This window comes from Mesorhizobium sp. B2-4-14, assembly GCF_006442155.1.
Taxonomy (GTDB): Bacteria; Pseudomonadota; Alphaproteobacteria; order Rhizobiales; family Rhizobiaceae; genus Mesorhizobium.
Genome location: NZ_VFVA01000010.1, coordinates 109,218 through 135,491 on the forward strand (window position 1 = coordinate 109,218; position 26,274 = coordinate 135,491).

Genomic DNA, 26,274 nt, shown 5'->3' on the forward strand with positions numbered 1-26,274 from the left:
TCGCCACCCAGAACCATGGTGCCGCATTGGCCTCGTTGGTCGGGGAGCAATGCACGTGTTCGCATCTCTCCGGCTTGACTGGCACAGCAATGTGGTCTCAGCGAGCGGTTCGATTACCGTTCGGCCACCAGCACCTGCTCGAGGTAATCGCTGAATGCACGCGCTTTCTGCGAAGGGCGCCGCCCTGCCGGGAAGACCACATATGCGGTTGTAGGCTCGAGCCGATAATCGGCCAGGACCTCCACCAATCTCGCGGAGGCGAGTTCTTCGGCGCACATCCATGCCGAGGCGATCGCGATGCCGAGGCCGGCGCTCGCGGAGGCAACTGCGCCTGTCGCCGAACGGGTCCGCACCCGCGGATCGACCGGGTGGACCTCGATCACCCCATCGCGATGGGCCGTCCAATTCTGCTCGCCGCCGTCGCCCGGGCCGCCGACGAGATGATGCTGAGCAAGGTCGGCAAGGGTCCTCGGCGTGCCACGGCGCGCAAGGTAGTCGGGCGAAGCGACGAAGAGGCGACGGGCGGTGGCAAGCTTGCGCGCCACGAAGCTGGAATCCGGCTGATTGCCGAGACGAAGCGCCATGTCGGCGCCCTCGGCAACGAGGTTCTCGTAGCGGTCGGACATCATGAGATCGATCTTGAGCTGGGGATGCCGATCGAGGAAACCAGGCAAAAGCGGCACGATCTGCCTGGCGCCGAAGGTCGCCGGCAGCGCCACACGCAGAACGCCGGACAGCCTGTCCGCGCCGCGCGCGGCGTTTTCCGCTTCCTCGACGCCCGCAAGCGCCTCGCGCGCCCTGGAAAGCAGCGCTTCGCCTGCATCGGTGAGAGAGAGCTGGCGCGTAGTCCGCGTCAGCAGCTTGACGCCGAGCCGCTCCTCGAGCGCCGCCACCGTGCGCGAGACGGAAGGCTGTGACAACGCGAACTCGCGGGCCACTTTGGAAAAGCTTCCAGTCTCGACCGTGCGGACGAAAATCGCAAGTTGCTGAAGCCGATCATTCATACTGGACACGTATATATCATATGATGCGAGCGGCGCTACTCGCTGCCTGATGCATGATTTATCTCCTGACCAACGCGCCGATTGGCGGCGGTTCACAGGAAGGAGAAAGATCATGGATGAGTTGAAAGGCAAGGTAGCGATCGTCACCGGCGCCTCGAAAGGGATCGGCGCGGCAATCGCCCGGCAATTCGCAAAGGCGGGCGCCGCGGTGGTGGTCAACTACGGCTCGAGCAAGGAAGACGCGGACAGGGTGGTTGGCGACATCCTGCGCGACGACGGCAAGGCCGTTGCGATCCAGGCCGATGTCAGCAAGGGCGCCGACGTGAAGCGGCTCTTCGCCGAGACGAAGGCCACCTTCGGTACGCCCAGCATCCTCGTCAACAATGCCGGCGTATACCGTTTCGGGCCGCTGGAGGAGGTGACGGAAGCGGAATTTCATCGCCAATTCGATACCAACGTGCTGAGCACGATCCTGATGACGCAGGAAGCGGCAAGGGCTTTTGACGGCCATGGCGGCAGCGTGATCAATCTCAGTACGATTTCGAGTGCCAACCCAGTACCGAATTCGGTCGTCTATTCGGCCTCCAAGAGTGCGGTGGACACCGTCACCAAGGCGCTCGCCAACGAACTCGCCGGCCGCAAGATCCGCGTCAACGCGATCGCCCCGGGCATCACGGAAACCGAAGGCCTGGCGGTCGCGGGCATTGAGGGCGAGACCGCCAGGACCATCGGCGCGACATTGCCGATGGGACGGCTTGGACAGCCGGACGACATCGCACGCGTGGCCGTGTTCCTCGCCTCCGACCAGTCCGCCTGGCTGACGGGCGAACGCATCACCGCCTCCGGCGGGCAGCGCTGACGGCTTGCCTGGCGAGCCGGCATCTAGCGCGAAGAGCGGCGGCAGGCGAGCGGACTCGTCCGCTTGCCGTCGGATGTGCCATTATCCTTTCCGGAATGCAGCGGAGAAAGCTCATGTCCCAACCAGAACATTATGATTTCCTGATCCTCGGCAGCGGCCAGGGCGGCAAGGCGCTTGCCTGGCATCTTGGCCGATCCGGCCAGCGCGTCGCGGTCGTCGAACGCCGCTGGGTCGGCGGCTCCTGTCCCGCCGTCGCCTGCCTGCCCAGCAAGAACGAGGTGTGGAGCGCCCGCGTCGCGCACCTCTCCCGCAACGCCGCCCAGTTCGGCACGTCGACCGGTCCCGTCTCGACCGACATGGCCAAGGTCCGCCGGCGCAAGCAGGAGATGGTCGAGCGCGAGATCGCCTTTCATCTCGATGCCTACAAGACCAGCGGCGCGGAACTGATCATGGGCAGCGGGCGCTTCGTCGGCCCGAAGACGATCGAAGTTGCGCTGAACGAAGGCGGCATGCGCCTGCTCAGTGGCGACAAGGTCGTCATCAATGTCGGTACGCATGCGGCGATCCCCAGCATTCCCGGAATCGAGGAAGCCCAGCCGCTCACCCATATCGGTGCCCTTGAGCTGGACGCCTTGCCGCCGCATCTCATCGTGCTCGGCGGCGGTTATGTCGGGCTGGAAATGGCGCAGGCCTATCGACGCTTCGGCAGCCGGGTGACTGTGATCGAAGCCGGACCTCAGCTTGTCGGCCGCGAGGACCGCGACATCGCCGAGGAGATGCAACGGCTTCTCGAGGGCGAGGGCATCGAGTTCCATGTTGGCGCCGAACCTCTTGCGGTGCGCGGCCGCTCCGGCGAAGAGGTCAGCGTGAAGGTGCGCACCGCTTCGGGCGAGCGGACAATCGAGGGCAGCCATCTGCTCGTTGCCGCCGGTCGCATCCCGAACACCACCGGCATAGGCCTCGACGAGGCCGGCGTCATGCTGGACGCCCGTGGCTTTATCCGTGTCAACGAACGGCTGGAGACGGCCGCACCCGATGTCTGGGCGCTCGGCGAATGCGCCGGCAGTCCGCAGTTCACGCATATATCGGTCGACGACTTCCGTATCATCAGGGATAATCTGGCCGGCGGACACCGCAGCACGCGCGACCGGCTGGTGCCCTACACCATGTTTACCGATCCGCCGCTCGCCCGCATCGGCCTGAGCGAGGGCGAGGCGCAACGCCAGGGCGTCATCGTGCGCGTCGCTAGGCTGCCGATGAGCGCTGTGCTGCGCACCGAGGCGACGGACGAAACGCAGGGGTTCATGAAGGTGGTCGTTGGCGGCGACGACGACCGCATTCTCGGCTTCACGATGATCGGCTCCGAGGCCGGCGAGGTTCTGGCGACGGTGCAGACGGCGATGCTGGCGAACCTGCCCTATCCGAAGCTGCGCGACGCCGCCATCACGCACCTGACGATCGCCGAGGGACTTGGGCCGCTGCTGGCCAATGTGCCGCCGAGGTCCGGGCAACATGTCGAATGAGGACGCCGCGCCATAGTCGGGATCCGCCTTCGTGCAATTCTCGATGTGGCGCTGCCTCCCCTCGGCCCTGGCATTGCCCATCCGAAGTCCACCACGTCAATGCTGGCCCGCCCCGGCTGGAGCCGAGGCAGGCCTCTTCGCCCTGTGGAGATCGTTTCCGGGGCGCTATCTGTTGGCGCCGCCGAGTATCCTGACCTTCTCGCAGAATGGAGCGTAGGGCTTGCTCATCGCCGCTTCGTCGCATTTTCCATCAGGAAGTCCTGATCGCTCTTGGACATGCCTCGGCGCTCCTCGTCAGCGGCCCGCACGGTGTTCCGTAAGGATAATGCCGATGACAGGGCTTGGTCTTGGTGCCTCGCGCGACAGGCTGGAACACGGAGGGAGCGTGCGTTCTCATCCCGCCGGACGACGGCGAACGGTTGATCATCAAGCCGTGATGCTCTGGAAGCTCCTGACAAATCGCTCCATCACATCGTCCACGTCCGCCATCGACAGGCAAAGCGGCGGGCACATCCTGATGACGCTTCTATAAGGTCCGGATCGGCTCGCCACGAGGCCGTTGCGCCGGCTTTCTTCGAAGATCGCGAGTGTGGCCTCGGGTGCGGGTTCCTTCGTCGTCTGATCCTTCACCAACTCGATGGCAAGCATGAGACCTTCCCCCCTGATGTCGCCGATCAGGCGAGAATGGTTCTTGAGCTCCTGCAGCCTCGTCTTCAGTGCGGCGCCGACCGTTCGCGCATTCTCTTGCAAGCGCTCTTCGCGGATCACCTTGAGAACCGCGCGCCCGGCGGCACAGGCGACGGGATTGGCGCCGTAAGTATGGAAAAGAAACTTGTCCGCCATGGATTCGGCGACGTCTCGTTTGGCGATGACGGCGCCAAGCGGGATGCCATTGCCGACGCCTTTGGCGACAACGACGATATCGGGAATGACGCCGTGCGACTCGAATGCCCAGAAGGCATCGCCAGTGCGTGCGACGCCCGATTGCACCTCGTCAATGATGCAAAGACCACCGGCCGCGCGCACGCGCTCGAACGCGCCGGAAATGTAGCCGTGGGGCATCGGCACGATGCCGCCATAGCCTTGTACCGGCTCGATGATCATGCCAGCCAACCTGCCGCTGGTCGAACTGGCTATGGCCCGCTCGACCTCGTTCAAATAGGGCTCGACGCCTTCGCCGTGGATACCGCGATACTGGTTGGGCTCGGCCACGAAGGTCACCCCGCCGAGCTGTGGGACGGGATGGCGAAATCCCGATATTCCCGTCAGCGATTGCGCTCCGAAGGTGGCGCCATGATAGCTTGAGGCAAGTGCGAGCATATCGATGTTGCCGGTGTGGCTGCGGGCCATCAGCAAGGCAAGGTCGATCGCCTCGGCGCCGCTGTTGGTGAAATGCACCACCCAATCATGGCCCGCTGGCATCGTCGCCACCAGTTCCTCGGCATATTGGGCGGGAACCGGGTGATAGAACATCGTCGTGCAATGTGTGAGTTCGGCGAGCTGCTCGGTGGTGGCCTTCACCACCTGCGGGTGCGCATGGCCGACAGAAATGCAGAGGTTCATGCCGAGCAGGTCGATGTATTTGCGGTCCTTGTCATCCCAGACATACTGGCCCTTGCCGCGCTTGATGATCAGCGGGTCCTTGTAAGGAACGAACTTGCGCTGCGATGCCGCATAGAAGCGGTTTCGCCGGTCGACGATCGCCTCGCTCGACCAGTCAATCTCCAGATTCGAATGAGCGTGAGGAGCATTCATGCCCGTCTCCTGTGTTGGGAACCCGACAGGGATTGAGCACTGAATGAGGGATGTGTGAACCGCCAAACATATCCATCAGTTTAAATTATGGGGCCGATTAGTCGTGCAATGCGGGGCGGTCGACCACATAGCAATCGGGAGGAAGGCCAGGCAGGCGCGTACGGATCGCATTCGTCAGCACCTCGGCGGTGCGCGTGGCGAAGGCTTCCGGCAGGTTGCCCAGTTCGCGTTCCCGCGCCACCAGCAGGATGTTGCGCGACAGCCCGGTGAACGGCAAAGCGTGCACATCAATCTCCATGCCTTCCGCCAGCCCGTCGATGAGCAGGGTCGGTGTCAGGATCGCAAAGCCCATCCCGGCGGCGACAGGCGCCATGACCACGCTCGAACGGTCGCCTTCCATGGTGCGCGGGATTTCGATGCGCAGCCGGCTCAGATGCTGGTCGACCCGCAGGCCGACCGGCGTTTCCCTGGAAAACCGCACGAAGGCCAGCTTCTTGGAGAGCTTGACGATGTCGCCGACATCGCCGGCGAAGCCCTTCGGCGTTACCAGCAGAAACTTCTCCGTCATGATTGGATAACGCGTTAGCCCCTCGATCTCGAAAAGCTCGCCAGAGGTGACGGCAAGGTCGGCGCGTCGGGCCCGCAACAGCGCGACATGATCGGTCGCCAGGCCGGCGAAGAGACTGAGTTCGGGAATGCCGAAAGTGTTTCGAGCCAGCACGGAAAGTGCCGGGGCCAACGTCGTCGCGATCGAGGCCAGAAGCGCGACACGCAGCAGCGGCAGCGGCGCGGCATTGACCCGCCGCGCGTCGGTGCGCAGCCCCTCCACCTCGGCCAGGATGGCAATGGCGCGGCGATGCAATGCGATGCCTGCCTTGGTCAGTTCGATCGGGCGCAGATTGCGGTCGATCAGGCTGACGCCAAGCGCGGTCTCGAGGTTCTTCAGGTGCTGCGAAGCGGCGGACTGCGTCATGCCCAGCATTTGTGCCGCCTGGGTGACATGCCTTGTTTCCACGACGGCCGCAAAGACCTCGATGGATCGAAACAGATTGAAATCGAAACCGCCGCTCTTCACCCGCCAACTCCAGTGCGCGATATCTTCATAAGTTTTCCTAATGTTGCAAAAATTCGATTGAGTGCAAGAGGCTTGCCGGGAAAAGATCGCGCCGTTCGATCCCAACAAAGGTATTTGCCCGGTGAATGACAGCGCACGCATCGTGATCATTGGCGGCGGCGTCATTGGCCTCGGCATAGCCTATCATCTCGCCGAACTCGGGGTGACCGACGTCGTTCTGCTGGAGCGTCACCAACTGACCAGCGGCACATCCTGGCATGCCGCTGGCATCGTCGGTCCGCTGCGCGCCGGCCTCAATCTCACAAGGCTTGCGCAATATGCGACCGAACTGTTTCCACGCCTGGAGGAGCGGACCGGCCAGGCCTCGGGATATCGGCGGACCGGCGGCCTGTGGCTCGCGCGCAGGCCGGAGCGAATGGACGAGCTGAAGCGTATCGCGCATATGGGCGATGTCTGTGGCCTGACGGTCGAGATGATCGACGGCGCTGGCGTTGCCGGCCGCGTGCGGGGCATCGTCCCGGACGGCATCGAGGGCGCCCTGTGGGTCGAGGAGGATGGGCAGGCCAATCCGGTCGACATCTGCGCGGCCTATGCCAAGGGCGCACGCGCCGCAGGCGTCCGCATCCTGGAAGGGGCCGTCTGCACTGGCTTCGTGACGAAGAACGGCAGGGTCGCCGGCGTCAAGCTGGCGTCCGGCGCCACCATCGACTGCGCGACGGTGGTGAACTGCGCCGGCGCCTGGGCGCGCGACATCGGCGCTCTTGCCGGTGTCCCGGTGCCGCTGCAGGCCGTCGAGCACATGTATGTGGTGACGGAGCCGATTGCGGGCCTGCAGGATCCGTTTCCTATCGTGCGCGATCTCGACGAGGGCATCTACGTCAAGGGCGATTCCGGCAAGCTGGTTCTGGGTGGGTTCGAACCGAACGCCAAGATCTTCGACGTTCGCGGACCGGCTGGCGATAGGCCATTCCTCGAACTGCCGGAGGATTGGGAGCAGTTCGAGCCGTTCATGTCGGCCGGGCTTAAACTTCTGCCGGCGCTGTCGCAAGCCGGCATCAGGCACTTCATGAACGGTCCCGAGAGCTTCACGCCCGATACGCGGCCGTTGATGGGGGAGTCGCCCTACCTGCGCGGCTTCTATGTCGCCGCCGGCTTCAACTCCACCGGCATGATGTCTTCGGCCGGTGCCGGCAAGGCGATGGCCGAATGGATCGTCGACGGCGAACCAGGCCTTGATCTGTGGGCGCTCGACATTGCCCGCTTCGACCGGTCCGCCGCGTCAAGATGCTTTGTCGGCGCCAGGATGGAGGAAGCGGTCGCCGATCTGTTCCGTATGCACTGGCCCTACAAGCAGGCGAGTGCAGGGCGCGACGTCAGGCGTTCTGCCTTCCACCAGACTTTCGCGGCTGCCGGCGCTGTTTTCGGTGCGCCGACAGGGTGGGAGCGGCCGCTCTGGTTCGGCCGCGACGAGGCCGCGCGAGCGGTCCGCTATTCGGTCGGTGCGCAGCCATGGTGGAGTGCTGCGAAAGCGGAAGCCGGCAGCATGGCCCAGGGCGTCGGCCTGTTCGAGCTCTCCCCTTTCACCAAGCTCGACATCGTTGGCCGCGACGCCGCGGCTTTGTTGCAGAGGCTTTGCGCCAACGAAGTCGATGTCGTTGAAGGCCGTGCCGTCTATACGCAGATGCTCAACGCGCGGGGCGGCATCGAGGCCGACGTGACCGTGACCCGCGACGGCGACCGCGCATTCCGCGTGATCTCCGGTGCGGCGACAAGGCAGAAGGATCTTGCCTGGATCAGGCGCCACGCGCAGGATCTTGGCCTCGACGTCTCGATCTTCGACGCGACGTCTTCGGAAGCCGTGCTCGGCGTCATGGGGCCGCGCTCCCGCGACCTGCTTCAAAGCCTGACCGACGCTGATCTTTCCGATGCCGCTTTCCCGTTCTCGACCTCGCACCGCATCGACATCGGCATGGTCAGTGTCCGGGCCACCCGCGTCAGCTTCGTCGGCGAACTCGGCTTCGAGCTCTACGTGCCGGTCGAATGCGCGCAAAGCCTGCTCGCCACGATCGCCGCGGCGGGCGGCGCCCACAGCCTCGTCTTCTGCGGCCATTATGCGCTGGATGGCTGCCGCCTTGAGAAGGGCTATCGCCATTGGGGGCACGATATCGGGCCGAAGGACACGCCGCTGGAGGCTGGCCTGTCCTTCGCGGTCTCCTGGAAGAAGAATGATTTCATCGGCCGCGACGCGCTGCTGGCGCAGAAAGCCGAGGGCGTCAGGCGCCGGCTTGTGCACTTCGCGATCGACGGCGCCAACCCGCTTCTGCTTCATGATGAGCCGATCTATCGGAACGGCAAACTTGCCGGTCTGACCACGTCGGGCGGTCTTGGTTCGCGAACCGGCCTGAGCCTTTGCCTTGGCTATGTTGCCTGCAAGCCGGGTGAGACGAAAGCACAGGTGCAGGCCTCCGACTACGAGATTGCGGTGGCCGGCACGCGCCACATGCTGAGGGCGCTCGACAAGCCGCCCTATGACCCAACTGGAGCGCGGATGCGCGGCTGCGAGGAGACAATTTCATGAGGCAGCATGCCCGTGTCGTCATTATCGGTGGTGGAGCCATGGGCGTTTCCCTGCTCTACCACTTGGCCAAGCGCGGCTGGAACGACGTCGTCCTCGTCGAGAAGCATGAATTGACCGCCGGCTCCACCTGGCACGCCGCCGGCCTTTGCACGCATTTCGCCCACAATGCGACGATCATGGAGATGCGTGCGCATTCGGTGCGGCTCTACCGGGAAATCCTGACCGCCGAGACCGGGCTGCCGACAGGCTTCCATGCCAGCGGCGCGCTGCGCATCACCCGCTCCCGGGATCGCATGGATGAATTCCACCATGTGCAGGGGCTCGGCCGGTTCGTGGGCCATGATTTCCACATCCTGAGCCCGGAAGAACTCAAGCAGATCTATCCGCTCTGCCTGACCGACGGCATTATCGGGGCGATCTACGAGCCCAATGACGGCCATGTCGACCCGACACTGGCGACCAACGCAATGGCGGCCGGCGCGCGCTCGCGCGGCGCCGAGATCGTCCGCCACAATCCCGTTCTGGCGATCGAACGCAAGGCATCCGGCGAGTGGCTCGTCCGCACGACGCAGGGCGACATTGTGGCCGAGCATGTGGTGAATGCCGCCGGCACCTGGTGCCGCGAGATCGGCGCGATGATGGGTCTCGACCTGCCGGTCGTGCCGATGCTGCACCAATATGTCGTGACCGACACGGTGCCCGAGATCGCCGAGCGCATTGCCGCCGGCGCCAAGGAATTGCCGATCATCCGCGATCCGGAAGAAAGCTGGTATCTGCGTCAGGAACGCGACGGCTATATCGTCGGCCCTTACGAAAAGTCAGCCCAGCCCTGGGCAATCGATGGGGTGCCGCCCGAATTCGGCATGGAGTTGCTGCCGCCTGACCTGGACCGCGTCGAGCATATCATCGCACTGGCGATGGAGCGCGTCCCCGCACTTGCCAATGCCGGCATCAAGACGGTGGTCAACGGGCCCATCACCTTCACCCCGGATGCCAACCCACTGATCGGTCCAGCATTCGGCCTTGATAACGCCTGGTTGCTGACCGGCTCGAGCATGGGAGTCATGGAAGGCGGCGGCGCCGGGCGTTTCCTTGCCGACTGGATCGTTGATGGAGCCCCCCGCAGCGACGCACTCGCCATCGACCCGCGCCGCTTTGGCAACTATGCCGACAGGGACTATCGCATCGACAGGGCGGTCGAAGGGTTCGGCCTGCAGTTTGGCATCCACTATCCTTATGAGGAGCGCGAAGCCGGGCGCCCGCGCCGCACCACGCCGGCGCTCGATCTTCAGAAAAGCCAGGGGGCGGTGCTGGGCGCCGCCTATGGCTGGGAGCGGCCGAACTGGTTTGCCATCGGCGGGGTCGATCGCAATCCGCCGCTGACCTTTCGCCGGCCCGGCTGGTTTGAAGCGGCGCGCGGTGAATGTCTCGCCGTGCGCGATGGCGTCGGCGCCATCGATCTGTCCGCCTTTTCCAAGTTCGAGGTTGGCGGCTCCGGGGCGAGCGCGTTCATGGCTTCGCTCGGCACTAATCGTCCGCCAGCGCGCCAGGGCCGCATCGGCCTCGTTCATGTGCTGACGGCAAAGGGCGGCGTCGCGTCGGAATTCACGGTGACCCGCCTCGGTGATGACTGGTTCTACCTGACCAGCGCCGCTGTGGCGGAGCGGCATGACGAAGACCTGCTGCGCTCCCGCGCCTCGGCCTTTGCGAATGTGACAATCGACAATGTCACCGAAAGGCGCGGCGTGCTCGCTATCATGGGCCCTCATGCCCGCGATCTGCTCGAAACGGTGAGCGAGGCCGATCTGTCCAACGCGGGATTTCCCTGGCTTTCCGCGCAGATCATCCGGGTCGCCGGCATCAGGGCGGCGGCGCTCAGAGTGTCCTATGCCGGCGAACTGGGATGGGAGCTTCACGTCCAGCTGGCGCAATTCGGCAAGCTCTACGATGCGGTCACCAGGGCTGGCCGGCGTTTCGACCTGCGCCCGTTCGGCATCCACGCCCTGAACGCGATGCGGCTGGAGAAAGGCTATCGTGCCTGGGGTGCCGACCTGACGACGGAGCGGACACCGCTGGAAGCGGGGTTGGATGCCCTGGTCAAAACCGAGGGGCGGGATTTCATCGGCCGCGAGGCCATGCTTGCACGCGTCGGCGACAGCGCCTGGACAATGGTGCTTCTCGAGATCGACGATGACGCCGAAAGGCTGCCTTTCTACGCCCATGCGGTGTTGCAGGCGGGCCGGCCGGTTGGGATCGTCACCTCCGGCGCCCACGGCTTCCGCACTGGCAAGACCATTGCCCTTGCCTATCTGCGCCCTGGTGTCTCTGCCGAAGGGCTGAGCGTTTCGATCCTCGGAAAAGAACTGGCTGCGCGGGAACTCCGCGAAGCCCCCCACGATCCTGGCAATCTGCGCCCGCGTGGCGTCCATGCCGCGCAACCCGTTGCCTTCACGCTTGCCTGATGTCGGAGAAAAAGATGAACACGGACGCGACAATCACCACCGAAGCTCACGCACCGCGAACCGGGGGCAGGGCTGGAAGGCAGGGCCAGCGCATGGCCCAGCAGGCACCGCGCCGTCCCTACATCAGCCGCCGGATCGGCACCTTCAACATCCTCGACGAGGAAGGGCTGAGCCTGATCGAGGCGAATGCCGACCGGCTGCTCAAGGAGATCGGCATGGAGTTCCATGACGACCCGGAAATCCTCGACATCTTCCGTGAGGCGGGCGCCGACGTGCAGGGCACGAGGGTACGCTTCGAACCGGGCATGTGCCGCAAGATCATCCGCGCCACGGCACCTTCCCAATTCAGGCAGCATGCCCGCAACCCCGCCAACACGGTGATGATCGGCGGTGACAATACCGTGCTGTGCCCGTCCTGGGGACCGCCCTTCGTCCACGACCTCGATCGTGGTCGTCGCTATGCCACGATCGGCGATTTTCGCGACCTGGTAAAGATCCACCAGATGATCCCGCATCTGCATCATTCGGGCGGCGTGGTTTGCGAGCCTGTCGATCTGCCGGCCAACAAGCGCCACCTCGATATGCTCTACACGCATATCCGCCATTCCGACCGGCCGTTCATGGGCGCCTTCATCGGTTCGAAGCGGGCACAGGACGCCGTCGACATGGCCAAGATCGTGTTCGGCGAAGAGTTCGTCGCCAACAACGCCGTGCTCTACAACGTGTCCAACACCAATGCGCCGCTGGTGCTCGACGCCAACATGTCCGGCTCGCTGAAGGTCTATGCCCGCAACAACCAGCCGGTAGCCTGCACGCCCTGGACTCTGGCTGGCGCGATGAGCCCGTGCACGGTCGCCGGCACGCTGGCGCAGGTGCTGGCGGAAGCGCTCGCTAGTCTCAGCCTTGTGCAACTGATCAACCCGGGAGCGCCCTGCCTGATGGGAAGCTTTGCCAGCACCATCTCGATGCAGAGCGGTGCGCCGACCTTCGGCACGCCGGAAGCAGGCAAGATGGTGCTGGCGTGCGGGCAACTGGCGCGTCGCGTCGGCGTGCCGTTCCACACTGTCGGCTCACTGTCGGCATCCAAGCTTCCCGACGCCCAGGCCGAACAGGAAGCGACCTGGGGGATCCTGATGTCGATGTTTGCCGGCGCCAATGTGATCAACCACGCCACCGGCTGGCTGGAAGGCGGACTGGTCACCGGCTTCGAGAAGACGGTCATCGATGCCGATCTTTGCGGCAAGGTCGCGAGCCTGTTCGAGGGCATCGATCTGTCGGCCAACGCACAGGCGATGGAGGCGATCGAAGCGGTCGGACCGGGATCGCATTTCCTCGGCAGCGCGCACACGCAGTCCAACTTCCTCTCGGCCTTCTACCGGTCCACCAGCAGCGACAACAACTCCTTCGAACAATGGAACGAGGATGGGCGCCTCGACGCCGCCCAGCGCGCCAACCGGCAGTGGAAACGGCTGCTTGATGAGTATCAGGATCCGGGCCTCGATCCGGCCATCGACGAGGCGCTGCAGGCTTTCATCGCCGGCCGCAAGGCCAGCGAGCCGGATCAGGCGTATTTCTAGAGCATGATCCCCAAAAAGTGGGAACCGGTTTTCGGGAAAGATCATGCTCTGGCGAAGAGACAGATCAGGATGGCGAAACGTCATCCTGATCTGGTGCCATTCGGTCTGGAGCATGCGGCTGCGAGGGGGTGACCTTATGCGGCTCATCGTTTTTCCTAATGCGAGGAATTTTGGGATGGATTGGCCGCGCGTTCCGCTAACCTGATGGATAGACTGAACGAAATCAGCGCAATGGGGAACATCATGAAACGCTACCTACTCGAAACGGCATTCGGCGCTCTGTTGCTGATGCCGGTGTCTTCGGCGCTCGCCGCGGACGTGACGATGCCTGATCCGAACTACGCCACCGCGACAGCGGTCATGAACGTCATCAAGGACGCCGCCCAACAGGAATTGGGGCTGGAGGTTTCGACGGTGACCACCACCGCCGTCCCGGTGATCTGGGAAGCGATGAGCCGCAACAAGGGCGAGGTGGATATCTGGCCGGACGTCTGGCTGCCGAACCAGCAGGGCCTCGTCGACAAATATGTGAAGGGCGCCGGCACCGTGAAGCTTGCGCAAAATGGCTACGAGGCCAAGCAGGGCTATTGCGTCACCCAGGTCACCGTCGACAAATATGGTATCAAGGATGTTTCGGATCTCGCGAACCCGGACAATGCCAAGCTTTTCGACACCAATGGTGACGGCAAGGGTGAAATCTGGATCGGCGCATCAGGCTGGCAATCGACCAACATCGAGAAGGTTCGGGCGCGCGACTACGGTTTTGCCGATTTCTTCGACCTTCAGGTAACCGATGAAGCGGTGGCGGCGGCTTCGCTTGACCGCGCCGCCAAGGCCGACAAGCCATGGGTCGGCTATTGCTACAGCCCGCACCAGAATTTCGCCCGCTATAAGCTCGCCTTCCTGACCGAGCCGAAAAACGATCCGGCGAAATTTGTCGTCGTGCAGCCCAATGACGACCCGCAATGGTTTGAAAAGTCGAAAGTCTCATCCGCCTATGCTGACACAACCGTGCACGTTGCTTATGCTGCCTCGCTTGCGCAACGCCAGCCGGACCTGACCGCGGCGCTGGAGCGCATCGCCTTCAACCCGGACGACATCAGCAAATGGGCGTATTCAATCATCGTCGACAAGAAACCGGCGGACGATGTGGCCAAGGAATGGATCAAGGCCCATCCTCAGGACGTGGCGAAGTGGTTCGGCCACTGACGGTCGCTCGGCGCACGGTCTGCAGCCTGCATCACCTGTTGGCCCCCAGGCGGGATCGATAAACGTGGACGCCGCCGCCGGTCCCGCCGCCATTGTCATGAACGGTGTCTGGAAAGTCTTCGGCGCCCGCGCGCCGGAGGCGATGACGGCTATCCTGCGCGAGCACCTCGACAAGGACGAGGTGGTCAAGCGCTTCGGCTGCGTGGTCGGCGTGGCCGACGTCAGCATCTCGGTCGCCCCAGGGGAGATCTTCTGCGTCATGGGGCTTTCGGGCAGCGGGAAATCGACGCTGATCCGCCATATCAACCGTCTTCTCGAACCCTCGGCCGGCAAGATTTTCGTCGACGGCGAGGACATCATGGCCAAGACGCCGTCCGAACTCAGGGCGCTGCGGTCCCGCAAGATCGGCATGGTGTTTCAAAGCTTCGGCCTGCTTCCACACCGGACGGTTCGCGACAATGTCGCCCTGCCGCTGGAAATCCAGGCGGCAAGCAAGCAGCGTCGCTTCGACGTCGCCGAGGCGGCGCTCGCCAAGGTCAACCTGTCCGGCTGGGGCGATCGCTATTGCCATGAGCTTTCGGGCGGCATGCAGCAGCGCGTCGGGCTGGCTCGGGCGCTGGCCGCGGATTCGGCGATTCTCTTGATGGACGAGCCGTTCAGCGCGCTTGACCCGCTGATAAGGCGGCAGCTTCAAGACGAATTCCTCGCCCTGTCACGATCGATAGGCAAGACGGTCGTCTTCATCACGCATGATCTCGACGAGGCGATCCGCATCGGCGACCGCATCGCGATCATGAAGGATGGTGTCATCATCCAGATCGACACGCCCGAGGAGATCGTCACCGCGCCGAAGCACGAATACGTGGCAAAGTTCGTCGCCGACATTTCGCGCCTGACGGTCATCACCGCGCGGCGCATCATGGAACCCGTCGAGAGCTTCAGGGCACGGGATCGCTCAATGCTGGATATCGATCGGTTGCGCAAGGTCGCCTCGCAGCAGCCGCTGGCCGAGCTTGTCGAACTCGCCGCCCAGGATGCCGCTCCACTGGCGGTAACCGATGGCGGCGGGATTGTCGGCATCGTCGACAGGCAAGCTCTCCTCGAGGGTTTGAGAAAGGGCGCACGACCGTGAACGCTCATGATCCGGTAGCCAAGCCGATGGTCGGGCACGACCGGTCGTCGGAAGAAGGTCTTGTCCGGGATTTCGTGGTCCAGAATTCGGCCTATTACGTCGAGATGTTCGCCCGCATCAGGGACGCGCGAAATGCCGTCTGGCCGTTCAACGTCGCGGCGGCGCTGCTGGGTCCGGTGTGGGCGGCCGCCCGTGGCACAATGGTGCTGTTCTGGATCGCCTTCTTCCTCGAGATGCTGGCGGTGGTTCAGATCGGCGTTGGCGCGGCTGGTAATCTGGGCGGAGCGGAGATGGCACGGGCCGAACGGCTCACCAAGCAGGCCGAAGCACGCGCCGAGCAGGCGAAAGCCGCGACGGCGGCGGGAGCCGACAATGCCGAAGGCCTGAAATCGTCCGCGGCGGCCTTGGAGAAGGCCGCGAGCGCCGCCCGGCAGCAGGTCGAAACGGCGAGGGCGAAAGTGCCGCTGCTGATCGGAGCGGGTCTCCTCACGCTGTTTGTTGCCAAGCTCATCACCGGGTTTCTCGCCAACAGGATGCTTGAGCGGCGGTTCGCGCGATGGCGCTCGCAGCCCACGCTGCGGCACGGGCTCGATTATCCGCTCGCCACGGGAGCGCTCGTCTTCTGTCTCCTCGCCTACGGGCTTTCCGTCTATCGCTTCGCCGTCGCGGCACCGGCCGCCTGGCTCACCGTCGCGCCGTCCAATCATGACTGGCAGGCCGCCCTGTCCTCCGGACTGGATGGCTTGATGGCGGCGATATCGCATAGCGGAGAAGGCGTGTTCGGCGTGGTCACGGGGGCGATATCCCTGGTTCTCGACGGCCTGGCCTATGCGCTGACGGGAATGCCCTGGCCGGTGACGATGGCGATCATCCTCGTCCTTGCCTGGCAATTGGCGGGGCCGCGCGTCGCCATCTTCACCGCAGCCGCACTGGCCTATCTCGCCGTGCTCGGCTTCTGGGAAAAAAGCCTTGAAACAGTGGCCTTGCTGGGCACTGCCGCGGTCCTTTGCCTGGCCATCGGCATTCCGCTCGGCATCTGGTGTGGGCGCAGGCCGCGTGTCTACACGGCATTGCGGCCGGTGCTGGACTTCATGCAGACCATGCCCGCCTTCGTCTATCTCATCCCCGTGATCGCTTTGTTCGGCATCGGCAAACCCCCCGGCGTGATCGCCACCTTGATCTTCGGCACGCCGCCCGTGGTACGTTTGACGGCGCTTGGCCTGCAAGGTGTGCCGCCGGCCGTCCGCGAAGCCGCACAAGCCTATGGCGCCACAAGGTGGTTTCTGCTGACGCGGGTGGACCTGCCGCTTGCGATGCCCTCGATCATGGCTGGCATCAACCAGACCATATTGATGTGCCTGTCCATGGTCGTCATCGCCTCGCTGATCGGTGCCAAGGGACTCGGCGAGGACGTCTTGAACGCCCTTCAATATGCGGCGGTGGGGCAGGGGCTGCTGGCGGGTTTCGCGATTTTGCTCTGCGCCATGATCATCGACCGGATCGTGCAGGGAAGGCCCAGCCGGTAGCCTCCGGGCTCCTCGCGTTGCGGCCAACTTCAGGACATGCAAGATCGCAACAGCGGCGGCGCAAAAAAATGCGCGCGCCGCCGGTCATGGTCCAATCCACCAGCCTTGCCGTGATCCGGGTCAATGCCTTAGACAGGCGCCCGTGAACAATCCAAAGGCGGAGAAGAACCACATGTCGGACCGGATGAAGACCATCTCCTCTGCCAGGTCGCATGGCGGCGTGCAGGGCGTCTATTCCCACGCTTCCGATGCCTGCTCCTGCGACATGATTTTTGCCGTTTTCGTGCCGCCGCAGGCCCGTGAAAAACCTTGTCCGGTCGTATGGTACCTCTCCGGCCTGACCTGCACCCATGCCAATGTAATGGACAAGGGCGAGTACAGGCGGATGGCCGCAGAGCTTGGCCTGATCGTCGTCTGTCCCGACACCAGCCCCCGCGGCGCCGATATCCCCGACGAGAAGGAGAATTGGCAGTTCGGCAGCGGCGCCGGCTTCTACGTCGATGCGACCCAAGCGCCCTACGCCAGGAACTATCGCATGTATTCCTATGTCACCGAGGAACTGCCGGCGTTGATCACGCAGGAATTTCCGGCCGACATGACGCGCCAGGCGATCTTTGGCCACTCGATGGGTGGGCATGGCGCGCTGACGATTGCGCTAAAAAATCCCGAGCGCTTCAAGAGCTGCTCGGCGTTTGCGCCGATCGTGCAGCCAAGCACCGCCGGCTGGTCGAGGCCGGCCTTCGAGAAATATCTCGGCGCGGATGAGGCGTCATGGCGGAACTGGGATGCCACCTCGCTCATCGAGGACGGTCACCGCTTCCCGGAGTTCCTCGTCGATCAAGGGAAGTCGGACGGATTTCTCAATGATGGGCTGAGGCCGTGGCTCCTGGAAGCAGCCTGCGCCAAGGCCGGCATTCCCCTGATACTGCGCATGCAGGACGGCTATGATCACTCGTATTTCTTCATTTCGACGTTCATGGACGACCATCTGAAGTGGCACGCCCAAAGGCTCTGATCCGGGGCCAACGTCCGTCGTCGTGCCTGGTCAGTCGGCCCGACGGTCCGCGACTGGGCGCCGCCCGTCGATCCACAGGGCAAGCAATGTGCAGCCCGCGCCCGAGAGCAAATAAGCACCGGCGGCGATGAGGCCGAAATTGCCGGCCAGCAGCAGCGCTGCGAGCGGCGCGAAGCCGGCGCCGAACATCCATGCCAGATCAGAGGTTATCGCCGAGCCGGTATAGCGATACCGCCGGGAAAAGCTCGATGCGACGACGCCGGACGATTGCCCGAAACTCAGCCCCAGGAGGATGAAACCCAGCACCATGAACAGGGCCTCGCCGATGGTGCCGCCATCGAGGAGCTGCGGGGCAAAACCGCTGAATGTCGCGATCGCGATCGCCGAGCCGCCGAGCAGCGCGCGGCGTCCGACGCGGTCGGCCAGCGGCCCCGATGCGACGATGGCCGCAATGCCGAACAGCGCGCTCACCGCCTCGATCACCAGGAAACGCGCTGGTCCCTCATTGGTGAACAGGAACACCCAGGAGAGCGGAAACACCGTCACCATGTGGAACAGGGCGAAACTCGCCAGGGGTGCGAAGGCGCCGACGACGACGTTGCGGCCTTCGGCCCTGATCGTGTCCCTGATGCGGGTCGGCTGCAGGTCCCCGCTCTCGTACAATCTTGCGAATTCGGGTGTGACGACGATGCGCAGCCTGGCGAACAGGGCCACGACATTGATGGCGAAGGCGACGAAGAAGGGATAGCGCCAGCCCCACGAGAAGAAGTCGTCGGCCGACAGGTTGGCGACGAAGAAGGCAAAAAGGGAACTCGCCACGATGAGGCCGATCGGCGCGCCCAGTTGCGGGATCATGGCATAGAAGCCGCGCCGGTTCCGCGGCGCGTTCAGCGCCAGCAGCGAGGGCAGCCCGTCCCATGTACCGCCAAGCGCCAGCCCCTGTCCAATGCGGGCCAGCGCCAGCAGCCAGACGGCGACAGCACCTATGTCGCCATAGCCAGGCAGAAACGCGATGGCGACGGTCGACGTGCCGAGCAGGAACAGCGCGATCGTCAGTTTCGCGCCGCGGCCATGGGCGCGATCGACCGCCATGAACAGCACGGAGCCGAATGGGCGCGCGACGAAGGCCAGCGCGAAGATGCAGAAGGAGTAGAGCGTGCCGACGAGCGGATCGTGCGCCGGAAACATAAGCTTGGGAAATACGATGACGGAGGCGATCGCATAGACGAAGAAGTCGAAGAATTCCGACGTCCTGCCCACGATCACGCCGACCGCGATATCGCCCGCGCTGACCTGGCCATGATCCGAGCCGATCAGCCCGCTGTTCGTTTCGGCACTCGAAGTCTGAGCCATTTGTCCGTCGCCACTGAGTGGAATGAGGTGTCTGGGACCTAATTCCCGGGATCCCATCGTGCGCCGCACACTGTGCTAAAGCCACCCCGGCTGGGCATTGGACAAATTGTCCAATGTCACCGCGCGTCGGCCGGCAGTAGCCCTTGATCGATACCGCATTGCAACATGAGTGTTGCCGCGATCCATCGAGGGCAGCGTTTGATGAAACGATTTGGAGCCTTGCTTCTGTTTCCCGTGGCCGGGCTGTTGAGCGGCTGCGATTTGGTCGTGCTGGCGCCCGCGGGCGACGTCGCGGCCCAGCAGCGCGACCTGCTCGTGGTCTCGACCTTGCTGATGCTGGTCATCATCGTGCCGGTCATGGCTCTGACTGTCTTTTTCGCCTGGCGCTACCGGCAATCCAACGCGTCGGCGACGTATGCACCGGACTGGGATCATTCGACGAAACTGGAACTGGTGATCTGGGCCGCCCCTCTGCTCATCATCATATGCCTTGGCGCGCTGACCTGGCTCGGCACGCACCTGCTCGACCCATACCGCCGGATCGACCGGATCGAGTCCGGCCAGCCCGTCACCCAACTGCACAAGCCTCTCAAGGTCGAGGTCGTGGCGCTCGACTGGAAATGGCTCTTCATCTATCCGGACTACGGCATCGCCTCCGTCAACGAGCTGGCGGCGCCGGTCAACCAGCCGATCGATTTCCGCATCACCTCGTCGGCGGTGATGAATTCCTTCTATATTCCGGCACTTGCCGGACAGATCTATGCCATGCCCGGCATGGAGACGAAGCTGCACGCCGTCATCAACCAGCCGGGCACCTATAGCGGCTTCTCGGCCAACTACAGCGGCGCCGGTTTTTCGGGGATGCGTTTCGCCTTCCACGGTCTGTCCGACCAGGCTTTCGACCAATGGGTGGCGCAGACCAGGACCGCGTCGGCGGCGCTCAACCGCGACAGCTATCTCGAACTCGAAAAGCTGAGCGAGAACGAACCGGTCCGCCACTACGCTTCCGTCGATCCCGACCTTTATGGCGCCATCCTCAATTTGTGCGTCGAGCGCGGCAAGATGTGCATGAACGAGATGATGTCCATCGATGCCAAGGGTGGCCTTGGTCTCGCGGGCGTCCGCAACACGCTGCCGCTGCAATATGACAAGCTCGCCCGGCGCGGCGCGATATTCGGCAACGATCCGTCCTATGTCGCCAGCATCTGCACGGCGGAGGAGGCTGCCGCCGCGGCGCGCGCCGCCGGCGATGCCACGCCGACAAACTGGCCGGCGAAGGATCTTTCCCCACTACGCGGGGCGGGGCTGCTGCGCCCCGGGACCGAGAGCCGTCGCGCCGAAGCGGGTACGCCGCCGCTCGGCCTGTTGCGGCGCGAATTGTGAGAGATAGCCGATGCCCGACTCTTTGACCAAGTTCATCTTCGGCCGTCTCACCTGGGAATCGCTGCCCCTGCATGAGCCGATCGTCGTCGCCACCTTCGTCGCGGTCGCGCTCGGTGGCATCGCCCTTCTCGGCGCGATCACCTATTTCAAGCTGTGGGGCTATCTCTGGCGCGAGTGGTTCACCAGCGTCGACCATAAGAAGATCGGCATCATGTACATGGTGTTGGGACTGGTCATGCTGCTGCGCGGCTTCTCGGACGCCATCATGATGCGGCTCCAGCAAGCCATCGCCTTCAACGGCTCCGAGGGCTACCTCAACTCGCATCACTACGACCAGATATTCACCGCCCATGGCGTGATCATGATCTTCTTCGTGGCGATGCCCTTCGTCACCGGGCTGATGAACTTCGTCGTGCCGCTGCAGATCGGCGCGCGCGACGTCTCCTTCCCCTTCCTCAACAATTTCAGCTTCTGGATGACGGTCGGCGGCGCTATCCTGGTCATGGCGTCGCTGTTCGTCGGTGAATTCGCCCGCACCGGCTGGCTCGCTTATCCGCCGCTCTCCGGCATCGGCTACAGTCCTGACGTCGGCGTCGACTATTACATCTGGGCGCTGCAGGTGGCGGGCGTCGGCACGACGCTGTCGGGCATCAACCTGATCTGCACGATCATCAAGATGCGCGCGCCCGGCATGACGATGATGCGCATGCCTATCTTCACCTGGACGTCGCTTTGCACCAACGTGCTGATCGTGGCGTCCTTCCCGGTGCTGACGGCGGTGCTCGCGATGCTGTCGCTCGACCGCTATGTCGGCACCAACTTCTTCACCAACGACTTCGGCGGCAACCCGATGATGTATGTGAACCTCATCTGGATATGGGGTCACCCGGAAGTCTACATCCTCATCCTGCCGCTGTTCGGCGTTTTTTCCGAGGTCACCTCGACCTTCTCCGGCAAGCGCCTGTTCGGCTACACCTCGATGGTCTACGCCACGGTGGTCATCACCATCCTGTCGTATCTTGTCTGGCTGCACCACTTCTTCACCATGGGCTCCGGCGCCAGCGTCAATTCCTTCTTCGGCATCACCACGATGATCATCTCGATCCCGACCGGGGCGAAGATCTTCAACTGGCTGTTCACCATGTATCGGGGCCGCATCCGCTTCGAACTGCCGATGATGTGGACGGTGGCCTTCATGCTCACCTTCGTCGTTGGCGGCATGACCGGCGTGCTGCTGGCGGTGCCGCCGGCGGACTTCGTGCTGCACAACAGCCTGTTCCTGATCGCGCACTTCCACAACGTTATCATCGGCGGCGTGCTGTTCGGCCTGTTCGCCGGCATTGCCTACTGGTGGCCCAAGGCCTTCGGATTCAAGCTCGATCCATTCTGGGGCAAGGTCTCGTTCTGGTGCTGGGTGGTCGGCTTCTGGTTCGCCTTCATGCCACTTTACATCCTGGGCCTGATGGGCGTGACGCGCCGCATGCGCGTCTTCGACGACCCTTCGCTGCAGATATGGTTCGTGATAGCTGCCTTCGGCGCGGTGTTGATCGCCCTCGGCATCGCCGCTTTCCTGATCCAGATCTTCGTCTCGATTCGCAGGCGCGCCGAACTCGTCGATGTCACCGGCGATCCGTGGGGCGGTCGCACGCTCGAATGGTCCACCTCCTCGCCGCCGCCGGCCTACAACTTCGCTTTCACGCCGGTCATCCGCGACAACGATACCTGGTGGGACATGAAGAAAGCCGGCTATCGGCGCCCGCTTTCCGGCTTCAGGCCGATCCATATGCCTGATAACACCGGCACCGGCATCATCTTGGCGGCGTTCAGCGTCGCGCTCGGCTTCGGCATGATCTGGTACATCTGGTGGCTGGCGGCGCTGAGCTTCATATGTCTGATCGCCACCGCGATCGGCCACACCTTCAACTATCACCGCGACTTCCACATTCCGGCGGCCGAGGTCACACAAACGGAAGAGGCGAGGACGACGCTTCTCGCCGCTCAGGTCTAGGGTTTGAGCATGCTATCGAGGACAATCACGGCCGGCACCGAACCGGTCTTCCATCTGGAAGAAGAGCATGCGCATGCCGAAGGCAGCAGCACCATGCTTGGCTTCTGGCTCTACCTGATGAGCGACTGCCTCATCTTCGCGATGCTGTTCGCCGCCTATGGCGTGCTCGGCGGCAACTACGCGGCCGGTCCCGCGCCCAAGGACCTGTTCGATCTCGATCTGGTGGCGGTCAACACCGCCATGCTGCTCTTCTCCTCGATCACCTATGGCTTTGCCATGCTGACCATGGACAAGGGCCGCGTGGCCGCGACACAGGCCTGGCTCGCCGTCACCGGCCTGTTCGGCCTGGCCTTCCTGTCGATCGAGCTCTACGAATTCGCCCACATGATCCATGAGAGTGCCACGCCGCAGCGCAGCGCCTTCCTGTCGTCCTTCTTCACCCTGGTGGGAACGCACGGCCTGCATGTCACCTTCGGCACGATCTGGCTGGTGACGCTGATGGTACAGGTCGCGAGATTTGGCCTCATCGAGGCGAACCGCCGCCGCCTGACGTGCCTCTCGATGTTCTGGCACTTCCTCGACGTCGTCTGGATCGGCGTCTTCACCTTCGTCTATCTGATGGGGATGTTGCGATGAACGCTCACGATCACGCCGCCGATCACGGCCACGCGCATGGCGGCGCCGCGCACGGAACGCCGAAAACCTACCTGACCGGTTTCGTCCTGTCGGTGATCCTCACCGCCATCCCGTTCTGGCTGGTCATGACCGGCGCCATCGATAACAAGCAGGCCACCGCTATCGTCGTCATGGCTTTCGCGGCGGTGCAGATCGTGGTCCACATGGTCTTCTTCCTGCATATGAACACCGCCTCGGAAGGCGGATGGTCGATGCTGGCGCTGATCTTCACGCTGATCCTGGTCGTCATCGTACTGACAGGCTCGCTCTGGGTGATGTACCACCTCAACGCCAACATGATGCCGGGGCTTCACGACATGCGCGAGATGCCATGAGCCCGCCGCCGGGCGCGGGGAGGACCACTATCGAGGCACGGGACGGCCAAGCTGGCATCCGTCTGCGCACCGCGCCCCGCAAGGACGCGGGCAGATCGCCCGCGTCGCGTCTTTTCCTCCTGCTGCTCGGGATCCTCGGTGTGCTGGTGTTTGTCGGGCTTGGCATTTGGCAGCTGGAAAGGCGCGTCTGGAAACTCGATCTGATCGCCCGCGTCGATCAACGTATCCATGCTCCCGTCGTCGATGCGCCTGGCCCAGTCGGTTGGAACGGCTTGACCGCGGCCGGGTCCGAATACAGCCATGTGCGACTGGCCGGACGCTTTCTGGGCGGCGCCAGCACGCTGGTGCAGGCGGTGACGGAGCTTGGCGGCGGATACTGGGTGCTGACGCCGATGCGAACCGACCGCGGCTTCGTCGTGCTGGTCAACCGCGGTTTCGTGCCCGTGGAGCGCAAGGCCGAGTTCGAGCGGGAGAGCGGTGATGGCTTCACCGCGCCGGTCGTCATTGACGGGCTGTTGCGCATGAGCGAGCCCGGCGGCGGCTTCCTGCGCAAGAACGACGTCGCGGACAATCGCTGGTACTCGCGGGACGTTGCCGCCATCGCGATCGCGCGCGGCCTGACTGACGTCGCGCCCTATTTTGTCGATGTGGGAGCGTCCGGCACGGATGGCTGGCCGCGCGGCGGTTTGACCGTCGTGAATTTCCGCAACAGCCATTTGGTCTATGCTTTGACCTGGTTCACGCTCGCTGCGATGCTCGCGGCAGCCTTGGCCGCGCCGATATTCGGACGCCGCCGGCGGCAAGGACCGGCAAGATGAGCATCCCGACACAAGCACTTCGCAACGACAAGTCCTTCGCGGCGGCGTCCCCTGTCGGCAAGGGTGGCGCGGTCGCCAATCCCGACGCGGCGAACAGGAAGAACCTGCTTCTGCTCATCCAGTTGCGCTGGCTGGCGGTGGCGGGCCAGGTGCTCACCATTCTGGTGACGGAATATTGGTTCGCCATCCCGCTGCCGTTGCCGGAGATGGCCGGCGTCGTGCTTTTCCTGATCGGGCTGAACATCTTCAGCCTCCTTGTCTTGCGCGGCCAGCGGCCGATCAGCAACGCGCAGCTGTTCGTCGCGCTGATCTTCGACATGGCGGCATTGACGACCCAGCTTTATCTGAGCGGCGGTGCCTCGAATCCCTTCGTATCGCTCTACCTGCTGCAGATCACCCTCGGCGCCGCGTTGCTGACACCGTGGTCCACCTGGATCCTGGTGGTGGCCGCCTCCGCCTGCTTCGTCTTCCTCATCTTCCAATTCCTGCCGATCGCGATCCCGCATCACGGCGGCAGCGACCTGTTGGCCTTGCATTTGCGCGGCATGTTCATCTGCTTCGTGCTGGCGGCCGGCCTGATCGTGATCTTCATGACCCGCATCAACCGAAATTTGCGTGAACGCGATGCCTATCTCGCCGATCTGCGCCAGCGCTCGGCCGAGGAGGACCACATCGTGCGCATGGGCCTGCTGGCCTCGGGTGCCGCGCATGAGCTGGGCACGCCGCTTTCGACCATCTCCGTCATCCTCTCCGACTGGCGCCAGATGCGAAGCGTCACCCGCAACCGCGAGCTGGCCGGCGACGTGGCCGAAATGCAGGCGCAGATCGAGCGCTGCAAAAGCATCGTGTCGGGCATTCTCATGTCTTCGGGGCAGGCGAGGGGCGAGGGCACGATCCGCACCAGCATCCGCCATTTCCTCGACGATCTTGTCCAGGAATGGCGCGTCAGCCGCCAGCCGCTCAATCTGGATTACAAGAACGATTTCGAACCCGATGAGCAGATCGTGTCCGACACGGCGCTGAAGCAGGTCATCTTCAACGTGTTCGACAACGCCCAGGAAGCATCGCAGGATTGGGTCGGCGTCACCGCCGAGCGGCAGGGCGAGAAATTGGTGATTGCCGTGCGCGACCGCGGGCCAGGTTTCGACGAGGGTATTCTGGCCGCGCTCGGCCAGCCCTATATGTCGAGCAAGGGACGGCCCGGCGGTGGCCTTGGTCTTTTCCTGGTGGTGAATGTGGTTCGAAAGCTGGGAGGCGACTTTTCGGCGCGCAACATGGAGCAGGGGGCTTGTGTCACCCTTTCGCTGCCGCTCGCGGCGCTGACCGATGGAGATGATCATGAAGCCTGATCGATCCCTGTTTATCGTCGAAGACGACGCGACCTTCGCGAAAACGCTGAAGCGCTCCTTCGAAAAGCGCGACTACGACGTGATGGTCTGCCACGGCAGGGAAGACTTGGCTCGCGCCCTCGAAACCGCTGTTCCGGCCTACGCCGTCGTTGATCTCAAGCTGGGAGCCGGCGGCTCCGGGTTGGAATGCGTCAAGCTCCTGAGCGCCCGTGATGCTTTGATGAGGATCGTCGTGCTGACCGGCTTCGCCAGCATCGCCACGGCGGTCGAGGCGATCAAGCTTGGCGCATGCCATTACCTGGCGAAGCCCGCCAACACCGATGACATCGAAGCCGCCTTCGGCCGGGCCGAAGGCGACGTTTCCGTTTCGCTGAGCAGTCGTCCCACCTCGATCAAGAACCTCGAATGGGAGCGCATCCACGAAACGCTCGTCGAGACCGGTTTCAACATCTCCGAAACGGCGCGCCGGCTTGGCCTGCACCGGCGCACTTTGGCCCGCAAGCTCGAGAAACGCGTGGTGAGATAGCCGGAACGCCGTGCCAGCGGACCGGCCGAAAACCGTTTTGGCCTATCGACCACTTGAGACGCGAGCACTCAATGCTTCCCTCTGTGGCCTGGGATACTTATCTGTCGGGACA

At 63.7% G+C, this 26,274-nt stretch carries 20 protein-coding genes; 16 read left to right on the plus strand and 4 right to left on the minus strand.

Translation table 11 applies throughout. From position 1 onward, the window contains the following. Positions 1 to 113: 113 nt before the first annotated feature. Complete coding sequence (locus tag FJ938_RS11690; RefSeq protein WP_140610966.1) at positions 114 to 1,004, minus strand: LysR family transcriptional regulator; 891 nt, start codon at positions 1,002 to 1,004, stop codon at positions 114 to 116. Between the two features lie 112 nt (positions 1,005 to 1,116). On the opposite strand from FJ938_RS11690, the gene FJ938_RS11695 reads away from it, so the two are divergent. Next, complete coding sequence (locus FJ938_RS11695; protein ID WP_140610965.1) at positions 1,117 to 1,863, plus strand: glucose 1-dehydrogenase; 747 nt, start codon at positions 1,117 to 1,119, stop codon at positions 1,861 to 1,863. 113 nt (positions 1,864 to 1,976) lie between these two features. After that, complete coding sequence (locus FJ938_RS11700; RefSeq protein WP_140693784.1) at positions 1,977 to 3,386, plus strand: mercuric reductase; 1,410 nt, start codon at positions 1,977 to 1,979, stop codon at positions 3,384 to 3,386. Between the two features lie 426 nt (positions 3,387 to 3,812). Here FJ938_RS11700 and FJ938_RS11705 read toward each other — a convergent pair whose 3' ends face one another. Continuing rightward, positions 3,813 to 5,141, minus strand: coding sequence for an aspartate aminotransferase family protein (locus tag FJ938_RS11705; RefSeq protein WP_140693787.1), 1,329 nt, complete (start codon positions 5,139 to 5,141; stop codon positions 3,813 to 3,815). Between the two features lie 97 nt (positions 5,142 to 5,238). Further along, entirely contained in the window at positions 5,239 to 6,216 is a 978-nt protein-coding gene (locus FJ938_RS11710) for a LysR family transcriptional regulator (RefSeq protein WP_181169066.1), read from the minus strand. 121 nt (positions 6,217 to 6,337) lie between these two features. Here FJ938_RS11710 and FJ938_RS11715 point away from each other — a divergent pair, with 121 nt between their 5' ends. The 7 genes from FJ938_RS11715 (at position 6,338) to fghA (ending at position 17,715) form a co-directional block, all read left to right on the plus strand. Beyond that, positions 6,338 to 8,794 (plus strand): FAD-dependent oxidoreductase, encoded by a 2,457-nt coding sequence (locus tag FJ938_RS11715; RefSeq protein WP_140693792.1) that lies wholly within the window; start codon positions 6,338 to 6,340, stop codon positions 8,792 to 8,794. Next, positions 8,791 to 11,256: an FAD-dependent oxidoreductase gene (locus FJ938_RS11720; protein ID WP_140693794.1), complete on the plus strand. Its 2,466-nt coding sequence runs from the start codon at positions 8,791 to 8,793 to the stop codon at positions 11,254 to 11,256. The genes FJ938_RS11715 and FJ938_RS11720 overlap by 4 nt, the downstream gene beginning before the upstream one ends. 14 nt (positions 11,257 to 11,270) lie before the next feature. Beyond that, positions 11,271 to 12,833, plus strand: coding sequence for a trimethylamine methyltransferase family protein (locus FJ938_RS11725; protein WP_140610959.1), 1,563 nt, complete (start codon positions 11,271 to 11,273; stop codon positions 12,831 to 12,833). Between the two features lie 243 nt (positions 12,834 to 13,076). Next, a complete protein-coding gene (locus FJ938_RS11730) occupies positions 13,077 to 14,042 on the plus strand; it encodes a glycine betaine ABC transporter substrate-binding protein (protein WP_181165668.1) in 966 nt (321 codons plus the stop codon). A gap of 97 nt (positions 14,043 to 14,139) precedes the next feature. Continuing rightward, positions 14,140 to 15,174 (plus strand): betaine/proline/choline family ABC transporter ATP-binding protein, encoded by a 1,035-nt coding sequence (locus tag FJ938_RS11735; RefSeq protein WP_140693899.1) that lies wholly within the window; start codon positions 14,140 to 14,142, stop codon positions 15,172 to 15,174. Then, positions 15,171 to 16,700, plus strand: a complete 1,530-nt coding sequence (locus tag FJ938_RS11740) for an ABC transporter permease subunit (protein WP_210241966.1) — start codon at positions 15,171 to 15,173, stop codon at positions 16,698 to 16,700. The genes FJ938_RS11735 and FJ938_RS11740 overlap by 4 nt, the downstream gene beginning before the upstream one ends. A 172-nt stretch (positions 16,701 to 16,872) precedes the next feature. After that, entirely contained in the window at positions 16,873 to 17,715 is an 843-nt protein-coding gene (fghA, locus tag FJ938_RS11745; protein WP_140693797.1) for an S-formylglutathione hydrolase, read from the plus strand. A gap of 30 nt (positions 17,716 to 17,745) precedes the next feature. Here the strand turns inward: fghA and FJ938_RS11750 are convergent, their stop codons facing one another. Continuing rightward, positions 17,746 to 19,068, minus strand: a complete 1,323-nt coding sequence (locus FJ938_RS11750; RefSeq protein WP_140693799.1) for an MFS transporter — start codon at positions 19,066 to 19,068, stop codon at positions 17,746 to 17,748. Between the two features lie 201 nt (positions 19,069 to 19,269). Between FJ938_RS11750 and cyoA the strand changes: the two genes are divergently transcribed. Genes cyoA through FJ938_RS11785 form a run of 7 tightly spaced genes read left to right on the plus strand, consistent with a single transcriptional unit; the run spans position 19,270 to position 26,162 of the window. Further along, positions 19,270 to 20,451, plus strand: a complete 1,182-nt coding sequence (gene cyoA, locus FJ938_RS11755; protein WP_140693802.1) for a ubiquinol oxidase subunit II — start codon at positions 19,270 to 19,272, stop codon at positions 20,449 to 20,451. A 10-nt stretch (positions 20,452 to 20,461) separates the two neighbouring features. Continuing rightward, entirely contained in the window at positions 20,462 to 22,459 is a 1,998-nt protein-coding gene (gene cyoB, locus FJ938_RS11760) for a cytochrome o ubiquinol oxidase subunit I (RefSeq protein WP_140693804.1), read from the plus strand. Between the two features lie 9 nt (positions 22,460 to 22,468). Continuing rightward, positions 22,469 to 23,095 carry a cytochrome o ubiquinol oxidase subunit III gene (cyoC, locus tag FJ938_RS11765; protein ID WP_140693807.1) on the plus strand — a complete coding sequence of 209 codons (627 nt, stop codon included), beginning with the start codon at positions 22,469 to 22,471 and terminating at the stop codon, positions 23,093 to 23,095. Beyond that, on the plus strand, positions 23,092 to 23,469 hold the full coding sequence (cyoD, locus tag FJ938_RS11770; protein WP_140693809.1) for a cytochrome o ubiquinol oxidase subunit IV: 378 nt from the start codon (positions 23,092 to 23,094) through the stop codon (positions 23,467 to 23,469). Before cyoC ends, cyoD begins: the two co-directional genes overlap by 4 nt. Further along, positions 23,466 to 24,287, plus strand: a complete 822-nt coding sequence (locus FJ938_RS11775) for an SURF1 family protein (protein WP_140693812.1) — start codon at positions 23,466 to 23,468, stop codon at positions 24,285 to 24,287. Before cyoD ends, FJ938_RS11775 begins: the two co-directional genes overlap by 4 nt. After that, positions 24,284 to 25,636: an ATP-binding protein gene (locus tag FJ938_RS11780; RefSeq protein WP_140693814.1), complete on the plus strand. Its 1,353-nt coding sequence runs from the start codon at positions 24,284 to 24,286 to the stop codon at positions 25,634 to 25,636. The genes FJ938_RS11775 and FJ938_RS11780 overlap by 4 nt, the downstream gene beginning before the upstream one ends. Then, a complete protein-coding gene (locus tag FJ938_RS11785) occupies positions 25,626 to 26,162 on the plus strand; it encodes a response regulator transcription factor (protein ID WP_181169067.1) in 537 nt (178 codons plus the stop codon). The genes FJ938_RS11780 and FJ938_RS11785 overlap by 11 nt, the downstream gene beginning before the upstream one ends. Positions 26,163 to 26,274: the final 112 nt, after the last annotated feature.